The 23,964-nt window shown below is 54.9% G+C and carries 18 protein-coding genes and 3 tRNA genes; 16 read left to right on the top strand and 5 right to left on the bottom strand.

What is annotated here, in order from left to right:
• Positions 1–139: 139 nt before the first annotated feature.
• The 9 genes from HF894_RS06185 to HF894_RS06145 are packed head-to-tail and all read left to right on the top strand — an operon-like array spanning position 140 to position 12,775.
• Complete coding sequence (locus tag HF894_RS06185; protein ID WP_204971503.1) at positions 140–1,075, top strand: DUF4922 domain-containing protein; 936 nt, start codon at positions 140–142, stop codon at positions 1,073–1,075.
• 17 nt (positions 1,076–1,092) lie between these two features.
• A complete protein-coding gene (locus tag HF894_RS06180) occupies positions 1,093–2,436 on the top strand; it encodes a SpoIID/LytB domain-containing protein (RefSeq protein WP_204971502.1) in 1,344 nt (447 codons plus the stop codon).
• A 19-nt stretch (positions 2,437–2,455) separates the two neighbouring features.
• Complete coding sequence (locus HF894_RS06175; RefSeq protein ID WP_204971455.1) at positions 2,456–3,781, top strand: MFS transporter; 1,326 nt, start codon at positions 2,456–2,458, stop codon at positions 3,779–3,781.
• A gap of 34 nt (positions 3,782–3,815) precedes the next feature.
• Positions 3,816–5,093 (top strand): exo-beta-N-acetylmuramidase NamZ family protein, encoded by a 1,278-nt coding sequence (locus HF894_RS06170; RefSeq protein ID WP_204971454.1) that lies wholly within the window; start codon positions 3,816–3,818, stop codon positions 5,091–5,093.
• 19 nt (positions 5,094–5,112) lie between these two features.
• Positions 5,113–8,010 carry an FAD-binding and (Fe-S)-binding domain-containing protein gene (locus tag HF894_RS06165; protein WP_204971453.1) on the top strand — a complete coding sequence of 966 codons (2,898 nt, stop codon included), beginning with the start codon at positions 5,113–5,115 and terminating at the stop codon, positions 8,008–8,010.
• On the top strand, positions 8,007–9,200 hold the full coding sequence (locus HF894_RS06160; protein WP_021846334.1) for an acyltransferase family protein: 1,194 nt from the start codon (positions 8,007–8,009) through the stop codon (positions 9,198–9,200). The genes HF894_RS06165 and HF894_RS06160 overlap by 4 nt, the downstream gene beginning before the upstream one ends.
• 11 nt (positions 9,201–9,211) lie before the next feature.
• On the top strand, positions 9,212–10,048 hold the full coding sequence (locus HF894_RS06155) for a BadF/BadG/BcrA/BcrD ATPase family protein (protein ID WP_204971452.1): 837 nt from the start codon (positions 9,212–9,214) through the stop codon (positions 10,046–10,048).
• A gap of 30 nt (positions 10,049–10,078) precedes the next feature.
• Positions 10,079–10,900: an N-acetylmuramic acid 6-phosphate etherase gene (gene murQ, locus HF894_RS06150; protein WP_075318337.1), complete on the top strand. Its 822-nt coding sequence runs from the start codon at positions 10,079–10,081 to the stop codon at positions 10,898–10,900.
• A gap of 18 nt (positions 10,901–10,918) precedes the next feature.
• Positions 10,919–12,775, top strand: coding sequence for a serine hydrolase (locus HF894_RS06145; RefSeq protein ID WP_204971451.1), 1,857 nt, complete (start codon positions 10,919–10,921; stop codon positions 12,773–12,775).
• 90 nt (positions 12,776–12,865) lie between these two features.
• On the opposite strand, the gene HF894_RS06140 is transcribed toward HF894_RS06145, so the two are convergent.
• Both HF894_RS06140 and HF894_RS06135 read right to left on the bottom strand, forming a co-directional pair.
• The gene (locus HF894_RS06140) at positions 12,866–13,486 is read right to left on the bottom strand and encodes an FKBP-type peptidyl-prolyl cis-trans isomerase (protein ID WP_204971450.1); all 621 of its coding nucleotides are present in this window, start codon (positions 13,484–13,486) and stop codon (positions 12,866–12,868) included.
• Positions 13,487–13,521: 35 nt separating this feature from the next.
• Positions 13,522–15,063: a glycine--tRNA ligase gene (locus tag HF894_RS06135; RefSeq protein ID WP_075318336.1), complete on the bottom strand. Its 1,542-nt coding sequence runs from the start codon at positions 15,061–15,063 to the stop codon at positions 13,522–13,524.
• 173 nt (positions 15,064–15,236) lie between these two features.
• On the opposite strand from HF894_RS06135, the gene HF894_RS06130 reads away from it, so the two are divergent.
• The 5 genes from HF894_RS06130 (at position 15,237) to HF894_RS06110 (ending at position 20,453) form a co-directional block, all read left to right on the top strand.
• Positions 15,237–15,599, top strand: coding sequence for a hypothetical protein (locus HF894_RS06130; protein WP_204971449.1), 363 nt, complete (start codon positions 15,237–15,239; stop codon positions 15,597–15,599).
• Positions 15,600–15,722: 123 nt separating this feature from the next.
• Positions 15,723–18,395, top strand: a complete 2,673-nt coding sequence (locus tag HF894_RS06125) for a DNA gyrase/topoisomerase IV subunit A (protein WP_204971448.1) — start codon at positions 15,723–15,725, stop codon at positions 18,393–18,395.
• Between the two features lie 29 nt (positions 18,396–18,424).
• Positions 18,425–19,273: a DUF3316 domain-containing protein gene (locus tag HF894_RS06120; protein WP_204971447.1), complete on the top strand. Its 849-nt coding sequence runs from the start codon at positions 18,425–18,427 to the stop codon at positions 19,271–19,273.
• A complete protein-coding gene (locus tag HF894_RS06115) occupies positions 19,270–20,292 on the top strand; it encodes a S41 family peptidase (RefSeq protein ID WP_204971446.1) in 1,023 nt (340 codons plus the stop codon). The genes HF894_RS06120 and HF894_RS06115 overlap by 4 nt, the downstream gene beginning before the upstream one ends.
• Before the next feature lie 76 nt (positions 20,293–20,368).
• Positions 20,369–20,453 (top strand) — tRNA-Leu (locus HF894_RS06110).
• Between the two features lie 120 nt (positions 20,454–20,573).
• Here HF894_RS06110 and HF894_RS06105 read toward each other — a convergent pair.
• Together HF894_RS06105 and HF894_RS06100 are read right to left on the bottom strand one after the other, a co-directional pair.
• Positions 20,574–20,647, bottom strand: a tRNA-Asn gene (locus HF894_RS06105).
• Between the two features lie 18 nt (positions 20,648–20,665).
• A tRNA-Asn gene (locus HF894_RS06100) sits at positions 20,666–20,739 on the bottom strand.
• A gap of 81 nt (positions 20,740–20,820) precedes the next feature.
• Here HF894_RS06100 and HF894_RS06095 point away from each other — a divergent pair.
• Both HF894_RS06095 and HF894_RS06090 read left to right on the top strand, forming a co-directional pair.
• On the top strand, positions 20,821–21,804 hold the full coding sequence (locus tag HF894_RS06095; protein ID WP_204971445.1) for an adenosine kinase: 984 nt from the start codon (positions 20,821–20,823) through the stop codon (positions 21,802–21,804).
• A gap of 28 nt (positions 21,805–21,832) precedes the next feature.
• Positions 21,833–23,530, top strand: a complete 1,698-nt coding sequence (locus HF894_RS06090; RefSeq protein ID WP_075319211.1) for a S41 family peptidase — start codon at positions 21,833–21,835, stop codon at positions 23,528–23,530.
• A 17-nt stretch (positions 23,531–23,547) separates the two neighbouring features.
• On the opposite strand, the gene HF894_RS06085 is transcribed toward HF894_RS06090, so the two are convergent.
• Positions 23,548–23,964: DUF3874 domain-containing protein (locus tag HF894_RS06085; protein ID WP_218417847.1), on the bottom strand; the 417-nt coding region annotated here is incomplete at its 5' end.

The raw sequence follows: 23,964 nt of genomic DNA, 5'->3' as shown, positions 1-23,964 counted from the left end.
CTATCGGGATAAGCAAGGCATCCGACGCCTCGGAAGGCCCGACTATCGGGATTTTCTACCCGTCCGACGTCTCGGAAGGGTAGACTATCGGGATAGGCAGCCCCTAACTAATAATAAAAGAACAGGAACTATGACAACTTTGAACGAAAACGTACATCATCTGCTGGACCGCCAGCTTGCCGCCTGGGAAACGGCGCGCCGCAGCTACGACGCCCTTACGGGCGTGCGCGTCAAGGAACTGGACGTGCGCGGCGTGCCCTACAAGGTGCAGTTCAACCCCGCCCGCATCGTCTCCTCCGGCGCCAAGGTCGACGCCCGGTCCATCAAGGAACGCCGCTGCTTCCTCTGCGCCGCCAACCGACCCGCCGAACAGGAAGGCATCCCCTTCCTGGGCCACTACGAACTGCTGGTGAACCCCTTCCCCATCTTCCCGCGCCACCTCACCGTGCCCGAGACCGGCCACGTGCCCCAGCTCATCGCCCACCGCTTTGCCGACATGCTGGAGCTGGCCCGGGAGCTGACGGACTTCACCATCTTCTACAACGGCCCCCGCTGCGGCGCCTCCGCCCCCGACCATGCCCACTTCCAGGCGGGCAGCCGCGGCTTCATGCCCATCGAGGCCGACTGGCGCATGCGGACAGACGAGACGGTGGTGCAGACCGACCACGCCACGCTCTACAGCCTGGCCGACGCCCCGCGTACGACGCTTGTCATCGACACCGACGACGCCCGTGAAGCCTGCCGCCTCTTCCAGGCCATCTATCAGGCCCTGCCCGTACCCGAAAATGATGAAGAGCCGATGATGAACGTCCTGGCCCTCTACGAGTCCGCCCGCTGGACGGTCTTCGTCTTCCCCCGCGCCAAACACCGTCCCGCCTGCTACACGGCCGAAGGCGACGCCCGCCTGCTCAGCAGCCCCGCGTCGGTCGACCTCGGCGGCGTGTTCATCACCCCCGTCGAGCAGGACTTCCAGAAAATCACCGCCGACGACGTTGCGCAAATCCTGAGCGAGGTCTGTCTTTCGCCCGAAGCCTTCGCCCGGGTGAAGGAGCACATCCGTAACGCAATCCATTAATGAGAAACCAAGATACCATGAACGAACCCTACGTACACGTCGGAATCGTATTCGACCCCCAAATAGAATTTACATTGCTGACTCCCTACCAGCAAGACGGCCGGAAGGTCGACGGTCATCAGACCGTCACCTTCGACCACGGCCGCATCCTGTGGCAAGGCCGCCTCTACGACGAACTGCTCTTCGAGCCCGAAGACGAACCGACGGCCTCGTTCGAGCTGCACGGCGTTACCATCGGAATCAACTTCCACTGGGAGCGCAAAGAAGACCAGCGTTTCCAAGGCGCCCTGCGCATCATCGTAGAAGACAACCACCTGACCGCCGTCAACGTCATCCGTGTGGAAGACTACCTGACGAGTGTCATCTCCAGTGAAATGAGTGCCACCGCCTCGCTGGAATTGCTGAAGGCCCATGCGGTGATTTCGAGGAGCTGGCTGCTGGCCCAAATCAACAAGAACAAGGAAATCGCATCCAAACATACAGACTACTCGGCCTGCACGCAAACCGACGACGAACTCATCCGATGGTTCGACCGCGAAGACCACACCCGCTTCGACGTCTGCGCCGACGACCACTGCCAGCGCTACCAGGGCATCACCCGCGCCTCGACCGACATCGTGCGCCAGGCCATCCGAGCCACCCGCGGACAAGTGCTGACATCCGACGGCCGAATCTGCGACGCCCGCTTCTCCAAATGCTGCGGCGGCGCCTTCGAAGAGTTCCAGTACTGCTGGGAAGACACGCCCTACCCTTACCTGCGCAAGCAACTCGACCGCCGCATCCGCCAGGGACAGACTTCTGTACCCGACCCTGCCCTGCCCGACCTCACCATCGAAGCAGAAGCCGATCGCTGGATACGCACCTCGCCCGAGGCCTTCTGCAACACCACGGACAAGCATATTCTCTCGCAGGTACTTAACAACTACGACCAGGAGACAACCGACTTCTACCGTTGGCGAGTGGAATACACACAGAAAGAACTGTCGGCCCTCATCCTAAAGCGTTCGGGCGTGGATTACGGACAAATCGTCGACCTCGTACCCGTAGCCCGCGGCACTAGCGGACGACTATGGAAACTGAAGATTGTGGGCACCAAACGCACCCTGACCATTGGCAAGGAGCTGGAGATACGTCGCACACTGTCGCCCTCGCACCTCTACAGCTCGGCCTTCGTGGTGGACAAGCACGTTCTTTCGCCTGAAGGCATCCCTGGACGCTTCACCCTCATCGGAGCCGGCTGGGGACACGGCGTAGGTCTCTGCCAGATAGGAGCTGCCGTCATGGGTGAACAGGGCTACAAGTACGACGAGATATTGCTGCACTACTATATCGGAGCCAACATAGAAAAAATCTATTCATAAACAAACATACATACGAATCATGAACTTACAGACAAAAAATATTAGTCCTTGGGCATGGGTCCCCACCCTGTACTTTGCCCAAGGCATTCCCTACTTCATCGTGAACAACATCTCCGTGATGATGTTCACCAAGATGGGCGTACCCAACGGAGAGATGGCCCTGTTCACCAGCCTGCTCTACCTGCCGTGGACCATCAAGCCCTTCTGGAGCCCGTTTGTAGACATCATCAAAACCAAGCGCTGGTGGACAATAGCCATGCAGGTCCTGATGTCCGTTGCCTTCATCTTGCTAACGCTGGCCATCCCGCGGCCAGACGAAGCAGACATCGCTTCCGGCACGACCCATATCAGCCTTTTCACCTTCACATTGGTCCTGTTCATCATCACTGCCTTCGCCTCGGCCACCCACGACATTGCCGCCGACGGCTTCTACATGCTGGCGCTGAAGCAAAGTGACCAAGCCGCTTTTGTAGGCATTCGAAGCACGTTCTACCGTCTGGCCTCCATTTTCGGTCAGGGCGTACTCGTGGCCATTGCCGGTGCCATCGAGCTGAAGACGAAAGACATTCCGCTGTCGTGGACCATCACGATGCTTGTCACCGCTGTCCTGTTCAGCCTGGTAACGTTCTATCATATCTTCGTGATACCTAAGCCCGCTTCAGATAAACCCACGCTGGCAGCCGGTACTGCCAGTGCCAAAGCCATCTTCCGGGAGTTCGGACGTACTTTCGCCACCTACTTCACCAAACCGGGCGTCCTGCTGGCCATCGTATTCATGCTGCTCTACCGCCTGCCGGAGGCGTTCCTCATCAAGATGTGCATGCCCTTCCTCGTAGCTTCCAAGGCATCAGGCGGACTGGAGCTGTCCACCGCCGAAGTGGGTATCGTATATGGTACCATCGGCGTCATCTTCCTCACCCTGGGTGGTATCCTGGGCGGACTGTTCGCCTCGCGCCTCGGCCTGAAGAAGTCCATTTGGTGGATGGCTGGCTGCATGACTCTGCCGTGCCTGACGTTTGTCTACCTGGCCATCGCCCAGCCTGACAACGTAGTCATCATTTCCACCGCCATTGCCATCGAGCAGTTCGGTTACGGCTTCGGTTTCACGGCCTATATGCTCTACATGATGTACTTCTCCGAAGGCGAGTTCAAGACCTCGCACTATGCCATCTGCACAGCCTTTATGGCGCTGAGCATGATGATACCGGGCATGTTCGCCGGATATATACAGGAAGCCATCGGATATACGGACTTCTTCTGGTTGGTGATGGTGTGCTGCATTGCCACGGTCATCGTCACCTTCTTCGTGGACAGGAAGATTGATCCGGAATATGGAAAGAAATGAAAACAGATTATCATTATTATAGAATAGGATGACCATGAACAAGAATAGAAAGAATATACTTACATCCGGAGTAAGGCTTGAGAAGACTCTCCTGCTCCTCTTCCTGTGCCTCTCCCTCGGCGCACAGGCTCAGAAAATACACATCAAAACAGGGATTGAAGTACTGAAATCACAGAATTTCCGTTGCCTGGAGGGTAAACGTGTGGGACTCATCACCAACCCTACGGGGGTGGACAACGAACTGCACTCCACTATCGACATCCTGCACGAAGCGCCGAACGTCAACCTCGTGGCCCTTTACGGACCGGAACACGGTGTGCGCGGCGACGTACATGCAGGCGACCACGTATCCGACCAGCGTGACCCCGCCACCGGCCTGCCTGTCTATTCGCTCTACGGCAAGACACGCAAGGCCACGCCCGAGATGCTGAAGGACGTCGATGTGCTGGTATATGATATTCAGGACATCGGCTGTCGCTCATTCACCTACATCAGCACGCTGGGACTAGCTATGGAAGCCGCTGCCGAAAACGGCAAGGAGCTCATCGTGCTGGACCGCCCCAACCCGCTAGGCGGACTGAAAGTAGAAGGCAACCTGACGGAGGATGACTGCATCTCCTTCGTCAGCCAATTCAAGATACCCTACGTCTATGGCCTTACCTGTGGCGAGCTGGCCCTGATGCTCAACGGTGAACGGATGCTGACGGGCGGTGTGCAGTGCAAGCTGACGGTCATCAAGATGAAGGGTTGGAAGCGACGCATGGACTACACGGCCACGGGATTGCAATGGATTCCCTCGTCACCCCACATTCCACACCCTCACTCGGCCTTCTTCTACCCCGTGAGCGGCATCCTGGGAGAACTGGGCTACATGTCCATCGGCGTGGGCTACACCATCCCCTTCCAGATGTTCGCCGCTCCTTGGGCCGAGGCTGACAAGCTAGCCGACGCACTGAACGCCCTGCACGTGCCCGGCGTCATCTTCCGACCCATCTACCTGAAGCCCTTCTACAGCGTAGGACAGGGACAGCAACTGCAAGGCGTACAGGTACACATTACTGACTACGCCCGCGCGCCGCTCAGCCCCCTGCAGTTCCTCGTAATGCAGGAAGTAGCCTGTCTGTGGCCCGACCGCGCCGTCTTCGACCATGCCGACAAGGGCCGCTTCGCGATGTTCGACAAGGTGTGCGGTTCGCGCCAGATACGCGAACGCTTCACGAAAACCAACCGCTGGGAGGACATACGGCCCTACTGGGAGAAGGACGTGGAGAGTTTCCGCCGACTGTCTAAAAAGTATTACTTATACCGATAAGTCTAAAAAAGACAATGATATGAAAGAACCTTATTTATCGTTCCTGCACGAAGCCTTGCGCTTCATCCCGCAGGAGCGGATCTATACTGACGAACTGCGATGCCTGGCCTGGGGCACGGATGCAGGCTTCTACCGCCTCGTCCCGCAGATAGTCGTCCGTTCGGACAGCGAATACGAAGTGTCCGAGCTGCTCCGTCTGGCCGACCGCCTGAAACTGCCCGTCACTTTCCGTGCTGCAGGTACAAGCCTTTCCGGTCAGTCCATTAGCGATTCTATCCTCATCGTCGCTGGGAAACACTGGGAACAATATTCCATCAGCCCTGATGGTAACCAAATTACTCTCCAACCCGGTATCGTAGGACAACGCGTCAACGAATTGCTGGCTCCCTACGGACGTAAGTTTGCCCCCGACCCAGCGTCGGTAAAGAGTGCTATGGTAGGTGGCATCGTAATGAACAACGCCTCGGGTATGAACTGTGGTACACATGCCAACAGCGACCGCGTAATGCTCTCGGCCCGCATCATTCTGGCCGACGGTACGGTACTCGACACAGGCGATCCTATAAGCCGCGCCGGCTTCGAAGTAACGCATCGCGACTTTATCCGAGGCATCTGCCACCTGCGCGATCGCATCCATGCCAATCCCAAGCTATTGGAGCGCATCCGTTACAAATATGCCATCAAGAATGTCACAGGCCTCAACCTCCTGCCCTTCGTCTGTTTCGATGACCCATTCGACATCATCGCCCACCTGATGGTAGGCAGCGAAGGTACCTTGGCCTTCCTCTCGCAAGTAACCATGCGCACCGAGTACGACTACCCCTATAAGGCCAGCGCAATGGTTTACTTTACGGACATCCGCGAGGCATGCCGTGCAGTAGTAGCTATGAAGAAACTGACCGATTCGAAGGAAGAGTGGATTGTGAAGGGTGCAGAGCTGCTGGACTACAAAAGCCTGTCGTCCGTAGACGACCCTATATACATAAAGTATAAAGGAGAAGTCACCGACCCGTCGGGCCTCACCGCCGTATTGACCGAAACCAAGGCCCGCACGCCCGAAGAGCTGAAGGCCCGCATTGCCACCATTGAGCAAACGCTCTCAGCCTTCCGTACCTACATCCCCGTGCACTTTACCGACAACCCGGCAGAGTACGGCAAATACTGGGCCATCCGTTCTGGCATCTTCCCCAGCGTGGGAGGCACGCGCCGTCCCGGCACCACTTGCCTCATCGAAGATGTGGCCTTCCATATCGAAGACCTGCCCGAAGCCACCGCTGACCTGCAGGCCCTCATCGCCCGCCACGGCTACGACGACGCCTGCATCTACGGACACGCACTAGAGGGAAACTATCACTTCATCCTCAATCAAAGCTTCTCTACCCAAGCGGAAGTGGACCGTTATGAGGCACTGATGGAGGACGTCAAGACGCTGGTGGTAGACAAGTACGACGGCTCCCTGAAGGCTGAACACGGCACAGGTCGCAACATGGCCCCCTACGTTCGTTACGAGTGGGGCGACGAGGCCTACGAGGTGATGAAATCCGTGAAGCAGCTCTTCGACCCCAAAGGCCTGCTCAATCCCGGTGTCATCTTCAATGATGATCCCAAATGTCACCTGAAGCACTTCAAGCCATTGCCAATGATAACAGATGACAAAGGTCATGCCTCATTATCAAAAATCAACCGCTGCATTGAATGTGGCTTCTGTGAAGTAAACTGCCTGTCGTGCGGCTTCACCCTCTCATCGCGCCAGCGCATCGTTATCCAACGTGAGTTGGCTCGTCTGCGTCAGGAAGGCAATGACCCGGCACGTCTTGCCCTGCTGGAGAAACAATATCATTACCTGGGTAACCAAACCTGTGCAGGCGATGGACTCTGCTCAATGTCGTGTCCTATGAGCATCAATACAGGCGATTTGACTCATCTTGTACGTCAACGCCTCCTGCCTCCTGACAGTCTTGGCTACAAGGCAGGGAACTATGCTTCCCGCCACTTTGCCGGCATCAAAGGTGCACTACGTCCCGTACTCACCCTGGCCGATACCGCCCACGTCATACTGGGCACCGCTGCCATGAGCAAACTGACACATGGCATGCACACTCTCCTGGGTATTCCACAATGGTCACCGGCAATGCCGAAAGCATTCAAGCCTGAACAGCCTCAACCTTCTAACGAAAAAGGAGACTGTGAAGCTGTCGTTTACTTCCCCAGCTGCATCAACCAGACCATGGGACTTGCCCGCAAATCACCAGTCGAACAAGCACTGGTCAACAAGATGGTGGCCCTACTCCACAAGGCAGGCTACCGTGTCATCTTCCCCAAGGACATGGAGAAGCTGTGCTGCGGTACCATCTGGGAAAGCAAAGGTATGATGGACATCGCCGACCGCAAAACGCACGAACTGGAAGAGGCTTTATGGGAAGCCAGCGAACAAGGACGATACCCCGTACTCTGCGACCAAAGTCCCTGTCTCCACCGTATGCGCGAAACCATTCACCGCATGAAGCTTTACGAGCCGGCTGAGTTCATTTACACCTTCCTTCGTTCCCGTCTTGTGTTCAAACCCGTCGACCGCCCCGTAGCCCTGCACATCACGTGCTCCATGCGTAAGATGGGGCTGGCCGATACGCTCATCGCCCTGGCTCGTCTATGTTCTACGCAGGTATTCGTACCCGAGGAAGTGGGTTGCTGCGGTTTCGCAGGCGACCGTGGTTTTACGCATCCTGAACTGAATGCCTATGCTCTGCGTAAACTCCGTCCGCAAATAGAAGAACGCAATATCCAGATAGGTTACAGCAATAGCCGCACGTGTGAGATCGGCCTGACCACTAATTCTGGCATCCCATATGTATCGATAGCCTATCTGGTAGATGAATGTACAACCGCTAAAGACAAAAAGGAGGAACAATCATTATGACCCAACAGCAAACCAACAGCAAACGTATTCTCGCCCTTGATATTCTGCGAGGAATTACTATCGCCGGCATGATCCTGGTAAATAATCCCGGCTCATGGGGACACATCTACGCTCCTCTGCGTCATGCCGAGTGGAACGGGTTGACACCAACCGACTTGGTGTTCCCTTTCTTCATGTTCATCATGGGCATATCGACCTACATTTCATTGAAGAAATACAATTTTACTTACAGCCACGCCACACTCCGGAAGATTCTGCGACGTACTGTCGTTATCTTTATCATCGGTATGGCTATCGGCTGGTTCTCGCGTTTCTGCTACTACTGGTCCTCTGCCCCCGACGACCTGAGCTTTGGGCAAAACCTGTGGGCATCGGTATGGACATTCGACCGCATGCGCATTCTGGGTGTCATGCAGCGCCTGGCTCTATGCTACTGCGCCGCTTCCATCGTGGCTCTTACGATGAAGCATAGCCGCATCCCCTACCTCATCGCCACGCTCCTCGTGGGCTACTTTGTTCTGCTGATGTGTGGCAACGGTTTTGCCTACAACGAAACTAATATTCTGTCCGTCGTAGACCGTGCCGTCCTTACCCCTGCCCATATGTATAAAGACAACGGAATCGATCCTGAGGGCCTGCTGAGCACTATTCCCTCCATCGCTCACGTACTGCTGGGCTTCTGTGTGGGCCGTATGATGCTGGGCGACAAGAAGGCAGCCAGCCGCAGCCGCGAAGAAGTACTCCAATCGCATCTCGTCAAACTGTTCCTGGTAGGTACCATTCTCACCTTCAGCGGCTTGCTGTTGAGCTACGGATGCCCGCTCAATAAGAAGATATGGTCGCCCACTTTTGTACTTACTACCTGTGGACTGGCATCCAGCTTGCTGGCCCTGCTCATCTGGATTATTGACGTAAAGGGATATAAACGCTGGAGCCTGTTCTTCGAATCGTTTGGCGTGAATCCATTGTTCATGTACGTGCTAGGCGGTGTGTTGGGCATTCTGTTCGGAAGCATCCACCTGCCTTGGGGTGATGGCAGCATTTCCATTCACGGCCTGCTTTACGACAAGATAATGCAACCGATTTTTGGTGATACTGGCGGCTCACTGATTTATGCGCTGGTATTCGTCGCTATCAACTGGTGCATCGGATACCAACTGTACAAAAGAAAAATATATATTAAGATATAAACTTTATTACTATGATACTGATAGCAGACAGCGGCTCTACCAAGACCGACTGGTGTTTGGTCGAGCATGGAGAAGTTCTCCAACAGATTTTTACGAAAGGTAGCAATCCCTTTTTCCAAAGTGAAGAAGAGATCAGTAACGAGATAGCGACTGCTCTTCTGCCCCAGCTACAGGCCAGTGAACTGGATGCAGTCTACTTCTACGGTGCAGGATGCGCTTTTCCAGATAAGATAGAAACTGTTCGCCGGGCCATTCTCCGACACCTACACGTTAAGGAACAAGTAGAGGTTAGTACCGATATGCTGGCCGCTGCCCGCAGTCTGTGCGGACACCACGCAGGCATTGCCTGCATCATGGGCACGGGCTCCAACTCGTGCTACTACGATGGCGGGAAGATTGTGCAGAACGTATCTCCTCTTGGTTTTATCCTGGGTGACGAAGGTAGCGGTGCCTGCCTGGGCAAACTATTGGTAGGCGACATCCTAAAAAATCAGATGACGCCGGAACTGAAGGAGAAATTCCTCAGCCAGTTCAACCTGACCCCAGCCGACATCATCGACCGCGTCTACCGCAAGCCGTTCCCCAACCGTTTCCTGGCCAGCCTGTCACCCTTCCTGGCACAAAACCTTAACGAACCTTGCGTACATAACCTCGTCCTGAACAGCTTCAAATCGTTCCTGAAACGTAACGTCATGCAATATGATTACACAAGCCATGAAGTCCACTTCATCGGTTCCGTAGCCTACTACTACAAAGACGTGCTGGCACAAGCCGCCGACGAAATGGGCATCCGTTTGGGCACCATCCTCAAGAGTCCTATGGAAGGCCTCATCGCCTACCACCGTTAACTATTAACCACTAACCGATTATACAAGAATATGGCATTCATCAAGATTTCAGAGCAACCTTCGCTCTACAACGACTTGGAAAAGAAATCTGTCCGCGAAATACTGGAAGATATCAATACTGAAGACCAGAAAGTAGCCCTGGCCGTACAAAAGGCCATCCCGCAGATAGAAAAACTAGTGACCCAGATTGTACCCCGCATGAAGCAGGGTGGCCGCATCTTCTACATGGGAGCCGGCACCAGCGGACGTCTGGGTGTACTCGACGCTTCAGAAATACCGCCCACATTCGGCATGCCGAACACGCTGGTTATCGGCCTCATTGCCGGAGGCGACACGGCTCTACGCAATCCTGTAGAGAATGCCGAAGACGACATTCACCGCGGCTGGGAGGAACTGGTGGAACGCAACATCACGACCAAGGACACCGTCATCGGCATTGCCGCATCGGGTACCACCCCCTACGTCATTGGCGCCCTGCACGAAGCCCGCGAACATGGTATCCTGACCGCCTGTATCACCAGCAATCCCGACTCACCCATGGCTGCCGAGGCTGATGTCCCCATCGAAATGATTGTAGGACCGGAATACGTCACCGGCAGCTCGCGCATGAAGTCGGGTACGGGACAAAAAATGATTCTGAACATGATTACTACTTCAGTTATGATCCAACTGGGGCGCGTCAAAGGCAACAAGATGGTCAACATGCAGCTGAGCAACAAGAAGCTGGTGGACCGCGGCACCCGTATGCTGGTCGAAGAACTCGGTCTGGACTACGGAAAAGCCAAAGCCTTGTTGTTGATGCACGGTTCTGTAAAGAAAGCCGTAGATGCCTATCGCGAAGGAAAACAATAACCCAATATGCACGACCTCATGAAAACTCTTTGTCTGATTCTCTCCTGCCTGTTGGGATTTGCTGCCGTTAGTGCACAACCACTCCAGCGTGTAGCTCCCGAGCAGGTTGGCATGGACTCACAACGGCTTTTGTGGGCCGACGAAGCCATCAACCAGGCCATCACCCAAAAAGAAATACCGGGAGCTGTGCTGGCTGTCGTACGTCACGGCAAGATGGCCTATCTGAAGGCCTATGGTAATAAGAGCCTGGTACCTAAGGTAGAACCGATGACCACCGCCACCGTATTCGACATGGCTTCGTGCAGCAAATCCATGTCTACTGCGATTTGTGTCATGATTCTGGCTGAACAAGGTAAATTGCGTATGCTCGACCCCGTAGATCTCTATCTCCCCGACTTCCAGAACTGGCAGAGCGAGGACGGCAAGGAAACGCAGGTCATCCGCATCCAGGACTTGATGACGCACACTTCCGGCCTGCCACCCTATGCTGACGTACAGAAATTGAGCAAGGAACACGGCATCCTCAACCCCGGGGCGCTGATGGAATACATTGCCACCTGCCCGCGCGATTTCCGTCCGCAAACCGACTTCCAGTACAGCTGCCTGAACTTCATCACCCTGCAGCACATCGTGGAAACCGTCAGCGGGCAATCGCTCCGGGATTTCGCCCACGAACACATTTTCGACGTGCTGGGTATGAAGCACACCGATTACCTGCCTTGCACACAAGATAAAAAAGGCAACTGGGTGAACACCGACCTGCCCCAATGGGCACAGGCTGACGGCGGACGCCTTATCGCTCCCACCGAACGGCAAGCCAACGGACAGGTATTGCGCGGACAAGTACACGACCCGCTGGCCCGCATCATGAACGGAGGCATCAGCGGCAATGCAGGTGTCTTCTCCTGCGCCGAAGACATCGCCGTGCTCTGCGCTGCCCTCCAGAACGGTGGCGAGTGGAATGGCCGGCGCATCCTGAGTCCGCAGGGTGTGAAAGCCATGCGCACTGTTCCCCGCGCCGTGTCCTCCATCGGTCGTACACTGGGCTGGGACAGTTTCACCGCCTACGCTTCGAACAACGGCGACCTCTTCAGCCCGAACACTTACAGCCACACAGGCTATACAGGTACCAGCATCGTCATCGATCCTGACACGGACACGAGCGTCATCCTGCTCATCAACGCCGTGCATCCCGAAGACGGACACAGCGTGGTGCGCCTGCGCTCGCTGGTATCGAACGCCGTGGCGGCCTCCATCCTCGACCAAGAAGGCATGGCGCCCTACCACGCCCACTACTACGAACGTTTCCTGCAATTCATGGACGAGCCGCCCATTACGACGGAAGATATCGTAATGCTGGGCAACAGCCTGACCGAAAACGGAGGCGACTGGGGCAAACGGCTGGGACGGAAACACGTGGTGAACCGCGGTATCATCGGCGACGAGGTGATGGGTGTCTACCGACGCCTCCACCAGATTCTGCCCGGACAACCGCGCGAACTGTTCCTGATGATCGGTATCAACGACGTGTCCCACGGACTGACGGCCGACAGCATCGCCGACCTCATCCGTCTCACCGTGGAACGCATCCGCCGCGAGTCGCCGCAGACCCGGCTCCACCTGCAAAGCCTACTGCCCATCAACGAAAGCTTCGGCCGCTACCGCCTGCTGACGAACAAAACCGAACTTGTGCCGGAAATAAACGCCCGCCTGAAGAAGCTCGCCCACGAACAGCAGATTGACTTCGTCGACCTCTTCCCGCTCTTCACCGAGAAAGGGACACACGTCCTGCGTAAAGAACTGAGCACCGACGGCCTGCACCTCAACGAGAAAGGCTACAAAATCTGGGCAAAGGAACTGAAAAAACGGTGGTAACCCTTCCCCACCGAAAACGAGAAAGGCTTGCCGGCAGCATCGATGCTACCGCAAGCCTTTTTTCTATCCGTGCAACTTCTAAAAGTTGTCTCAATCTTCGTCTTCTACGATTTCTACAAAATCTACATCAAAAGTCAAGACTGAATATCCTGGAATATTATCTTTACCAGATTCGCCATAGGCACCTTCCCAAGGGAAATACATCAACCACCGTTCCCCTTCACGCATAAACTGTATCGGATCAGTCCAAAGCCATCCCGACACCGTGAAATCACGAGGGGCATCAAACTCTGTAGGATTTTTATCACCTGACAAAATCTGATCTACAGCCGTATATCCGTCAAAATTCCCTTCAAACACATCACCCGTTATCAAAGAGCCACAATAGTAAAGGCTTGTAGTTTCTGTATAAAGAGGTCTTCTACCCGACGGATTAGCTTTGACTTTCCGGCAATAGACATATACCGCACGTCCTGAAACACTAGCAGAGTTCAACATTACTTTAAACATCTTCCCAACGGGCATATTCAAAGCATCTTCCTCAGTCGCTACAAGCACATCTCCCGTCTCGCGGGCGATGGAGTCGATGAAAGCCTCGTTGCGCGCCTGCCAGTTGTCGTACTTGCTGGCCTCCTGCACCTCCTCGCACGAAGCGAAGAGCAGGGCAGCCAAGGGCAACAGGAAGCAAAGGATCTTGCGTATTCTTCTCATAGAATTCTTCATTATCAATTATCAATTCTCCATTCTCAAAGTGTCTTGAGCAACGACGTGATGCTGACACGGTCGGCAATCAGACGGTCGAGGTCGGCGATGGCCACGCGCTCCTGCTTCATGGTGTCGCGGTCGCGCAGCGTGACGCAGCCGTCTTCCAGCGTCTGGTGGTCAACGGTAACGCAGTAGGGCGTACCGATGGCGTCCTGACGACGGTAGCGCTTGCCGATGGAGTCTTTCTCGTCGTACTGGCAGTTGAAGTGGAACTTCAGTGAGTCGATAATCTCGCGTGCCTTCTCGGGCAGGCCGTCTTTCTTGACGAGCGGCATCACAGCCAGTTTCACCGGAGCCAGGGCAGCAGGCAATTTCAGCACTACGCGGCTTTCGCCGTTCTCCAGCTGCTCTTCCTTATAAGAAGCAGACATGATGCTGAGGAACATACGGTCGACGCCGATGGAGGTCTCGATGACGTACGGCGTGTAGCTTTCGTTCGTTTCGGGATCGAAGTACTTGATGTTCTTGCCCGAGAACTTCTCATGCTGAGAGAGGTCGAAGTTGGTGCGGCTGTGGATACCTTCCACTTCCTTGAAACCGAAGGGCATCAGGAATTCGATGTCCGTAGCGGCGTTGGCGTAGTGGGCCAGTTTCTCGTGATCGTGGTAGCGGTAGTGGTCGTCGCCGAAGCCCAGGGCCTTGTGCCACTTCAGGCGGATTTCTTTCCACTTCTTGAACCACTCCAGCTCGGTGCCGGGCTTCACGAAGAACTGCATTTCCATCTGTTCGAACTCGCGCATGCGGAAGATGAACTGGCGAGCCACGATTTCGTTGCGGAAGGCCTTACCGATCTGTGCGATACCGAAGGGGATTTTCATGCGGCCCGTCTTCTGCACGTTCAGGTAGTTGACGAAGATGCCCTGCGCCGTCTCAGGACGGAGATATACCTTCATGGAACCGTCGGCCGTAGAACCCATTTCGGTAGAGAACATCAGGTTGAACTGGCGTACTTCGGTCCAGTTCTTCGTACCGCTGATGGGGCAGACGATTTCTTCGTCGAGGATGATCTGGCGCAGCTCGTTCAAGTCCGGCCCAGCGTTCATGGCCTTGGCATAACGTTCATGCAGGGCATCACGCTTCTGCTGGTGCTCCAGCACACGGGCATTGGTCGAGCGGAACTGGGCCTCGTCGAAGGCGTCGCCGAACTTCTTGGCAGCCTTGGCCACTTCCTTGTTTATCTTTTCGTCGTACTTGGCTATCTGGTCTTCGATGAGCACGTCGGCGCGGTAGCGCTTCTTCGAGTCGCGGTTATCGATGAGGGGATCGTTGAATGCGTCCACGTGTCCGCTGGCTTTCCAGATCGTGGGGTGCATGAAGATGGCCGAGTCGATGCCCACGATGTTCTCGTGGAGCAGCACCATGCTCTGCCACCAGTATTGCTTGATGTTGTTCTTCAGTTCCACACCGTTCTGTCCGTAGTCGTATACGGCTCCCAGTCCGTCGTAGATTTCGCTGCTGGGGAACACAAAACCATACTCCTTGCAATGTGATACAAGTTTCTTAAAAACGTCTTCTTGTGCCATTTTCGTAAAATATTGATTAATTTTATTCCTAATTCTCGATAAAAACGCCACAAAGATAGTGAAAGGTAAGAGTATAAAAAACAAGCTTGCTTGATTTTTTATGCCGAACCGCATCCTATCTTGTCCAAAGATAGGGATTTATCCGATACATCGGGTCTCGGGGAATATTAAAAATGCACAAGGCCGCCCCGCGAACTCTGCGGAAAGCTTTCCGCAAACTTCCGAAGCCCTGCGAAACCCAGCCGAAAGCTTTCCGCAAACTTCCGAAGCCCTACGAAACCTTCCCGAAAGCTTTCCGCAGACTTCCGAAGCCCTACGAAACCCTCCCGAAAGCTTTCCGCAGACTGCCGAAGCCCTACGAAACCCTCCCGAAAGCTTTCCGCAAACTTCCGAAGCCCTGCGGAACCTTCCCGAAAGCTTTCCGCAGACTGCCGAAGCCCTACGGAACCTTCCCGACAACCGTCCGCAACGCCGGCGGGCCTGCAAAACCGATGCAAATACCGGTTTTTCCCGGGATTTTTCGTAAAATTCGATAAAATAGAGGGCGGCCCGGCACAGGCAAATCAAAAAACGGGGGCTTTCATTTGCCAATGCGCCCGCGTTTTGCTATTTTTGCCTGCAACGAAATTATCGACGACCGCATACGGACCAAATTCAATATGAGCGAAGACTTTGACAAGACCCAGGAAGAACAGGACAACCTGCCCGAAGGCCGGGAAGAACACTCGGACTACAAACCCGCCGACAAGAAAGACGAGAACGTGAAACACCAACTGAGCGGCATGTACCAGAACTGGTTTCTAGACTATGCCTCGTACGTCATTCTGGAACGTGCCGTGCCCCACATCATGGACGGACTGAAACCCGTGCAGCGACGCATCCTGCACTCCATGCGCCGCATGGAAGACGGACGCTACAACAAGGTGGCCAACATCGTGGGCCACACCATGCAGTTCCACCCCCACGGCGACGCCTCCATCGGCGACGCGCTGGTGCAGCTGGGGCAGAAAGACCTGCTCATCGACTGCCAGGGTAACTGGGGAAACATCCTGACGGGCGACAGCGCCGCCGCTCCCCGTTACATCGAAGCCCGCCTCTCACGGTTTGCCCTCGACGTGGTGTTCAACCCCAAGACGACGGAATGGAAGCTATCCTACGACGGCCGCAACCGCGAACCGGTCACCCTGCCCGTCAAGTTCCCCCTGCTGCTGGCCCAGGGCGTGGAAGGTATTGCCGTCGGCCTGTCGTCCAAAATCCTGCCCCACAACTTCAACGAGCTGTGCGACGCCGCCATCAGCTACCTCCACGGCGAAGACTTCCGCCTCTACCCCGACTTCCAGACGGGCGGCAGCATCGACGTGTCGAAGTACAACGACGGCGAACGCGGCGGCACGGTGCGCGTCCGCTCGAAAATCGAGAAGATAGACAACAAAACGCTCGCCGTCCGCGAAATCCCCTACGGCAAGACCGTGGCCAGCGTGTGCGACTCCATCGTGAAGGCCAGCGAGAAGGGAAAAATCAAGATACGCAAGGTGGAGGACCTGACATCGGGCAGCGTCGAGATACTGGTGCACCTGACGCCGGGCACGTCGTCGGACAAGACCATCGACGCCCTCTACGCCTTCACCGACTGCGAGGTGAGCATCTCGCCCAACTGCTGCGTCATCGACGAGCGCAAGCCCCACTTCCTCACCGTGAGCGACGTCCTGCGCAAGTCCGTCGACAACACCCGCGACCTGCTGCGCCGCGAACTGGAAATCCACCGCGACGAGGTGCGCGAAAGCCTGCACTTCGCCTCGCTCGAAAAGATATTCATCGAAGAACGCATCTATAAGGATAAGGAATTCGAACAGGCCCGCGACATGGACGCAGCCTGCGAACACATCGACCTGCGCCTGACGCCCTACTACCCGCAGTTCATCCGCGAAGTGACGAAGGACGACATCCTCCGCCTGATGGAAATCAAGATGGCCCGCATCCTGAAGTTCAACTCCGACAAGGCCGAAGAGCAGATAGCCCGCATGAAGGCCGACATCGAGGAGACCGAACGCCACCTGGCCAACCTCGTGGAATATACCGTCGACTGGTTCCGCATGCTCAAGGAGAAGTACGGCAAGAACTTCCCCCGCCGCACGGAGCTGCGCAACTTTGACACCATCGACTCCACCAAGGTCATCGAGGCCAACGAGAAGCTCTACATCAACCGCGAGGAAGGCTTCATCGGCACCAGCCTGAAGAAGGACGAATTCCTGGCCAACTGCTCGAACCTGGACGACGTCATCCTCTTCTTCCGCGACGGCCGCTACCTCATCACGCCCGTGGCCGACAAGAAATTCGTGGGCAAGAACATCCTCTACGCCAACGTCTTCAAGAAGAACGACAAGCGCACCATCTACAACGTGTGCTACCGCGACGGCAAGAACGGGACGACCTACATCAAGCGCTTTGCCGTAACGTCCATCATCCGTGACCGCGAGTACGACGTGACGCAGGGCACACCCGAGTCCAAGATCACCTACTTCAGTGCCAACCCCAACGGTGAGGCCGAAATCATCAAGGTGACCCTGAAACCCAACCCGCGCATCCGCAAAATCATCTTCGAAGAAGACTTCAGCCAGATAGGCATCAAGGGACGTCAGGCCATCGGCAACATCCTGACGCGCAACCCGGTCCACAAAATCACGCTGAAGCAGCGCGGCGGCTCCACGCTGGGCGGACGCAAGGTGTGGTTCGACCGCGACGTGCTGCGCCTCAACTACGACGGACGCGGCGAATACCTGGGTGAATACCAAAGCGACGAACTCATCCTCGTCGTCCTGAACAACGGCGAATTCTACACCACCAACTTCGACGTGAACAACCACTACGAAGACGGCATCCGCATCATGGAGAAATTCGATCCGAATAAAGTTTGGACCGCCGTGCTCTACGATGCCGACCAGCAGAACTACCCCTACATCAAACGCTTCTGCTTCGAGTCGAGCAGCCGCAAGCAGAACTACCTGGGCGACAACCGGAACAGCAAGCTCATCCTGCTGACCGACGAATGCTACCCCCGCCTGGAAGTCGTATTCGGCGGGCACGACAGCTTCCGCGATCCGATGATTGTCGAGGCCGACGAGTTCATCGCCGTCAAGGGCTTCAAGGCCAAGGGCAAGCGACTGACGACCTACGCCATCGATACCATCAACGAACTGGAACCAACCCGCCAGCCCGAACCGCAACCCGCCACCGACGAGCCCGAAGAAGAGCCCGAAAACCTGGACCCCGATCAGGACAAGAGCGAAGGCGACATCCTGGACGAACTGACGGGGCAGATGAAACTGTTCTGACGTATGAAAAGCTATTTGAATGAACTGAGATGATGAACCATAAACTGACAGGAATCATGGCAGGCCTGCTCCTGACCGCCGGCAGCCTGACGGCACAGACACCCGCAGATTCCATCATGCTGAACGATCCGACCCGCTACGTCACCCGCGCCACCCTCTACGGCGTGGGTGCGGCCAACATGTACGACACCTACCTGTCGCCACAGGAGTATCGGGGCATTGAATTCCGCCTCTCCCGCGAAAGCATGCGCATGACCCGCTGGGCCGACGGAAACCTCTCGCGCCAAAGTTTCTTTCAGGGCTACGTGAACTACACCCATAACCACGTGGACAACAACAATACCCTCTCCGCCCTGCTCAACTGGAACTACGGCCTGCATTACCACTTCCGCCTGACCGACCACTTCCGTCTGCTGGCCGGCGGACTGGCCGACCTGAACGGCGGCTTCGTCTATAACCTGCACAACGGCAACAATCCGGCTTCGGCCCGGGCCTACGTCAACCTCGACGCTTCCGTCATGGCCATCTGGGACCTGCGCATCAAGCGTTACCCCATCACCCTGCGCTATCAGGCCAATCTGCCTGTCATGGGCGTGATGTTCTCGCCCCACTACGGGCAGTCGTACTACGAAATCTTCTCGCTGGGCCATGCCGACGGTGTGGTGCGTTTCACCTCGCTCCACAACCAGCCCTCCCTGCGCCAGATGCTCACCGCCGACCTGCCCGTAGGACGGATGAAAATGCGCCTGGCCTACGTATGGGACGCCCAGCAGTCCAGTATCAACAACCTGCGGACACACGCCTATTCGCATGTATTCATGGTAGGCTTCGTCAAGGAATTCTACCTGCTTCCTAACAAGAAAAAGCAAACCTTATGAAACAATCGGTCTTCTTCCTGAAATACATTTTACTTCTCATCCTTCCGATACTGCTCTTCCACAACTGCATCCGTGAAGAAGAATTCGACAATACCCCTCAAGGTAACTTCGAAGCCCTTTGGAAAATCATCGACGAGCAATACTGCTTCCTGGACTACAAACAGATAGACTGGGACGCCATCCGCGACAAATACCAGCCACTGATTACCCCCGACATGAGCAATGACGGCCTGTTCGAGGTATTGGGCAACATGTTGGCCGAGCTGAAAGACGGGCACGTGAACCTCTACTCCGCCTCGAACACCGCCCGTTACTGGGACTGGTACCTGGACTACCCGCGCAACTATGACGAAAGCCTTGTCGAACGATACCTGGGACGCGACTACCGCATCTCCGCGGGATTGAAATACACCATTCTGGACGACAACATCGGCTACATCTCCTACACCTCCTTCTCCGACGGTATCGGCGAAGGCAATCTGGACGAGACCCTCTCTTACCTGGCCGTCTGCAACGGCCTCATCATCGACGTGCGCAACAACGGCGGCGGCAACCTCACCTACTCTACCCGCTTCGCCGCCCGTTTCACCAACGAACGCGTACTGACGGGCTACAGCCAGCACAAGACGGGCAAGGGGCACAGCGACTTCTCCGAGCCGGAACCTATCTATGTCGATCCGTCGGACGGCGTACGCTGGCAGAAGAAAGCCGTCGTGCTGACCAACCGCCACTCCTACAGCGCCACGAACGACTTCATCAACACCATGCGCTACATGCCCAACGTCACCCTGTTGGGCGACAAGAGCGGAGGAGGTTCGGGCCTCCCTTTCACCTCCGAGCTTCCCAACGGTTGGGTGGTGCGTTTTTCAGCCAGTCCGCACCTCGACGCCGACAAGCAGCATATCGAATTCGGCATCGACCCCGACATCAAGATGGACATGGATACCGTAGCTGCTTACGAACGCCAGATAGATACCCTCATCGAAGAAGCCCGAAGCCTGCTGCAAGTGAAACCTTGAAAAACTAAAGCCGTGAATAGTTGGAAGAACAAAAAATATTTTCTACCTTTGCCCCGCTGAACAAGCAAACACCGTTGCGGGTGTGGCGTAATTGGCAGCCGCGCCAGACTTAGGATCTGGTGCCGCAAGGCGTGTAGGTTCGAGTCCTATCACCCGCACCAAAAGAATAAGAGGAGAAAAGCGATAGTCCAATATGCTTTTCTCCTCTTTTTTCGTCCGCCACTCTCCCCGCCAGGGAAAAAGGCCTGAAAACAAAAAAGTCCGCTTGTTGCGGACTTCTGCTCTTCGTCTTGGACTTGAACCAAGGACCCTCTGATTAACAGTCAGATGCTCTAACCGACTGAGCTAACGAAGAATGTTGCATTTGAAGGAGCTCTTCGTCTTGGACTTGAACCAAGGACCCTCTGATTAACAGTCAGATGCTCTAACCGACTGAGCTAACGAAGAGTGTTGTTTTTTCTCAAATGCGGTGCAAAATTAATAGGATATTTTGAAATATGCAATATCTTTGCAGAAAAATTTATCGAAATGGAGAAAATAATTGGATTAGGCAACGCTTTAGTCGATGTTTTGGCCACTTTTGAGAGTGATGAGGTCCTGAAACAGATGGGACTTCCGCGAGGCAGCATGACATTGATCGACGAAGAACGGTTCCACCTTATCACGGCATATTTTAAGGATCTGAAGACCTATAAGGCAGCAGGCGGCTCAGCCGGCAATGCCATCGGAGCTTTGGCAAGCCTGGGAGCTCCCAGCGGATTCATCGGAAAAATCGGTTCAGATTCTTATGGCGACTTCCTGAAAAGCACACTGGAGAGCAAAGGTATCGAAGATCATCTGCTTGTCTCTTCTACCCTGCCTACAGGAATTGCTTCCACCTTTATATCCCAAAACGATGGAGAACGTACGTTTGGTACCTATTTGGGAGCCGCAGCCGCACTGAAGGCCGAAGATTTGTCGCTGGACATGTTCAAGGGATACACCTATCTGTTTGTCGAAGGTTATCTGGTACAAGACCACGACATGATTCTGCGAGCCGTAGAACTGGCCAAAGAAGCCGGATTGCAAGTCTGTCTGGATATGGCCAGCTATAATATAGTAGATGCAGACAGAGAATTCTTCTCGTTGCTGCTAAACAAATACGTGGACATTGTTTTTGCCAACGAAGAAGAAGCGAAAGCTTTTGCCGGCGGAACACCCGAAGAAGCCTTGGAAACCCTGGCGCAAACATGCAGCATAGCTATAGTGAAATTGGGAGCCCGCGGATCGTTGGTGCGCAAAGGGACTCAGGTACTGGAGGTAGCACCAGTACAAGTGTCTAAAGTAGCCGATACGACAGGAGCAGGCGATTACTTTGCCGCCGGCTTTCTGTACGGACTGGTTACCGGCTGTTCACTCGAAAAATGTGCCCGCATCGCTTCCATACTTGCTGCGAAAGTCATTCAGGTCGTAGGAGCCGAACTTACCACAGCCTGCTGGAAGGATATCAAAAAAGAGATCGAAAACTTATGAACAAGAACATTGTATGACAGATATGAATATGAAAAGATTTTGTAAAGTACGTTGGATCGCTCTGTTGTTGCTGATAGTGGCTGGCACAGCATTTCTGAGTTTCAAGAATAGTGACAACCGCAGTTTCCAGTTAGCCAAGAATATCGACATTTTCAGTTCAATCGTGAAAGAACTGGACTTGCTGTATGTAGATACGATTGATGCCAACAAAACGATCCGTGAGGGCATCGACGCCATGCTCTATTCGCTCGACCCCTATACGGCCTATTATCCCGAAGACGACCAGAGCGAACTGGAGCAGATGCTGAAGAACACCTATGGCGGTATCGGCTCTATCATCACCTGGAATACGAAACTGAAGCGTTCCATGATAGGCGAACCCTACGAAGGTATGCCGGCAGCCAAAGCCGGACTGAAGGCAGGCGATATCCTGATGGCCATCGACGGACAGGATCTGGAAGGAAAGAACAACCAGGAAATCAGCGAAATGCTCCGCGGCCAGGCAGGTACCAGCTTCAAGCTGACAGTGCAACGTCCGGGCGTGGAGAAACCACTGGAATTCGAACTGGTGCGCCGGGCCATCGAGCTGCCTATCATACCTTATTATACGAAACTGGAAAACAATGTGGGCTACATCAACCTCAGTACATTCTCAGGTAAACCTGCACGAGAATTCAAGCAAGCGTTCCTCGACCTGAAGAAGCAGGGCATCACCTCGCTGGTCATCGACCTGCGCAACAACGGCGGCGGATTGCTGGACGAGGCGGTAGATATTGCCAATTACTTCTTACCACGTGGAAAAACCTTAGTAACCACCCGAGGCAAAATCGAACAAATCAATATGTCCTACAAAACATTGCGCGAACCCATCGATTTGGATATCCCGTTGGCTGTGTTAGTCAATAGTTCCACGGCATCGGCTTCGGAAATCCTGGCCGGTTCATTACAGGACCTGGACCGTGCGGTGATTGTCGGTACACGCACGTACGGCAAGGGACTGGTACAGACCACACGCTCCCTGCCCTATGGCGGACAGATGAAGATCACGACCTCCAAATACTACATCCCCAGCGGACGCTGCGTGCAGGCCATCGACTACAAGCACCGCAATGCCGACGGCAGCGTAGGTCGTATCCCTGACAGTCTGACAACGGTATTCCATACAGCAGCCGGGCGCGAAGTGCGCGATGGTGGCGGCGTGACTCCCGACATACAGGTAGAGCAGGAGAAACTGCCCAACATTCTGTTCTATCTGGTGAACGACAACCTGATATTCGACTACGCCACACAGTATTGCCTGAAGCACGAAACCATTGCCGACGCACAGCACTTCGAACTGACCGATGCCGACTATGCCGACTTCAAGGAGATGGTACGGAAGGCCGACTTCAAGTACGACCAACAGACAGAAAAGATATTGAAAAGCCTGAAGGAAATGGCCGAATTCGAAGGCTACCTGAAAGATGCCTCCGGCGAATTCGAAGCATTGGAGAAGAAGCTCCAGCATAACCTGGACCACGACCTGGATTATTTCGCAAAGGACATACGCAATATGATTTCCATCGAAATCCTGAAGCGTTACTATTACCAGAAAGGCAGCATCATCCAGCAGCTGAAGGATGACCCCGACCTGAAAGAGGCGTTAAAGGTATTGGGCGATACGGAAAAATATCACAGCCTGCTCAGCCCGAAGGCTACGGCTGACCCGGCGGTAGCAGAGAAGTAATACAACCTTAGCAGGGGTTATCGCTTCTTCACCCAATACCCATTGCCATACCTTGTGTGTACCCTCCGCCCCAACTGGGCCAACAGGCGGCTGAACGAAGTACAGGAGCAATCTTTCAAAGCAGCTGGATTCTTCCTTTTTAATATGGCATAAATATCTGCCGCAGACATCAGGCGGGCACCTTGCTCGCCTGCCTCGGCAAACGCAAAACAACTGCTTATAAGTTCTTCGGCGGGCGTAATGCGGTAGAACGGACGGTTGGCCGCCTGAATTTCGGCCTCTTCGGCCTTGCTGAACCAGCAGCGCTCACCACTGTTCAGTTCGTGCAGCAGTTGGGCATAAAGCTGGGCGTGGTCGATGGAGGTCGTACAGTCGATGGCATGCTCCACTTCCACACAGATGAAACGGCGGCTGCCCGAAAGGTCGGTCAGCAG

This window comes from Caecibacteroides pullorum (assembly GCF_019239235.1).
Lineage (GTDB): Bacteria > Bacteroidota > Bacteroidia > Bacteroidales > Bacteroidaceae > Bacteroides > Bacteroides pullorum.
Note: the sequence above shows the minus strand (reverse complement) of the source record. Positions and strands in the feature narration are given on the sequence as shown.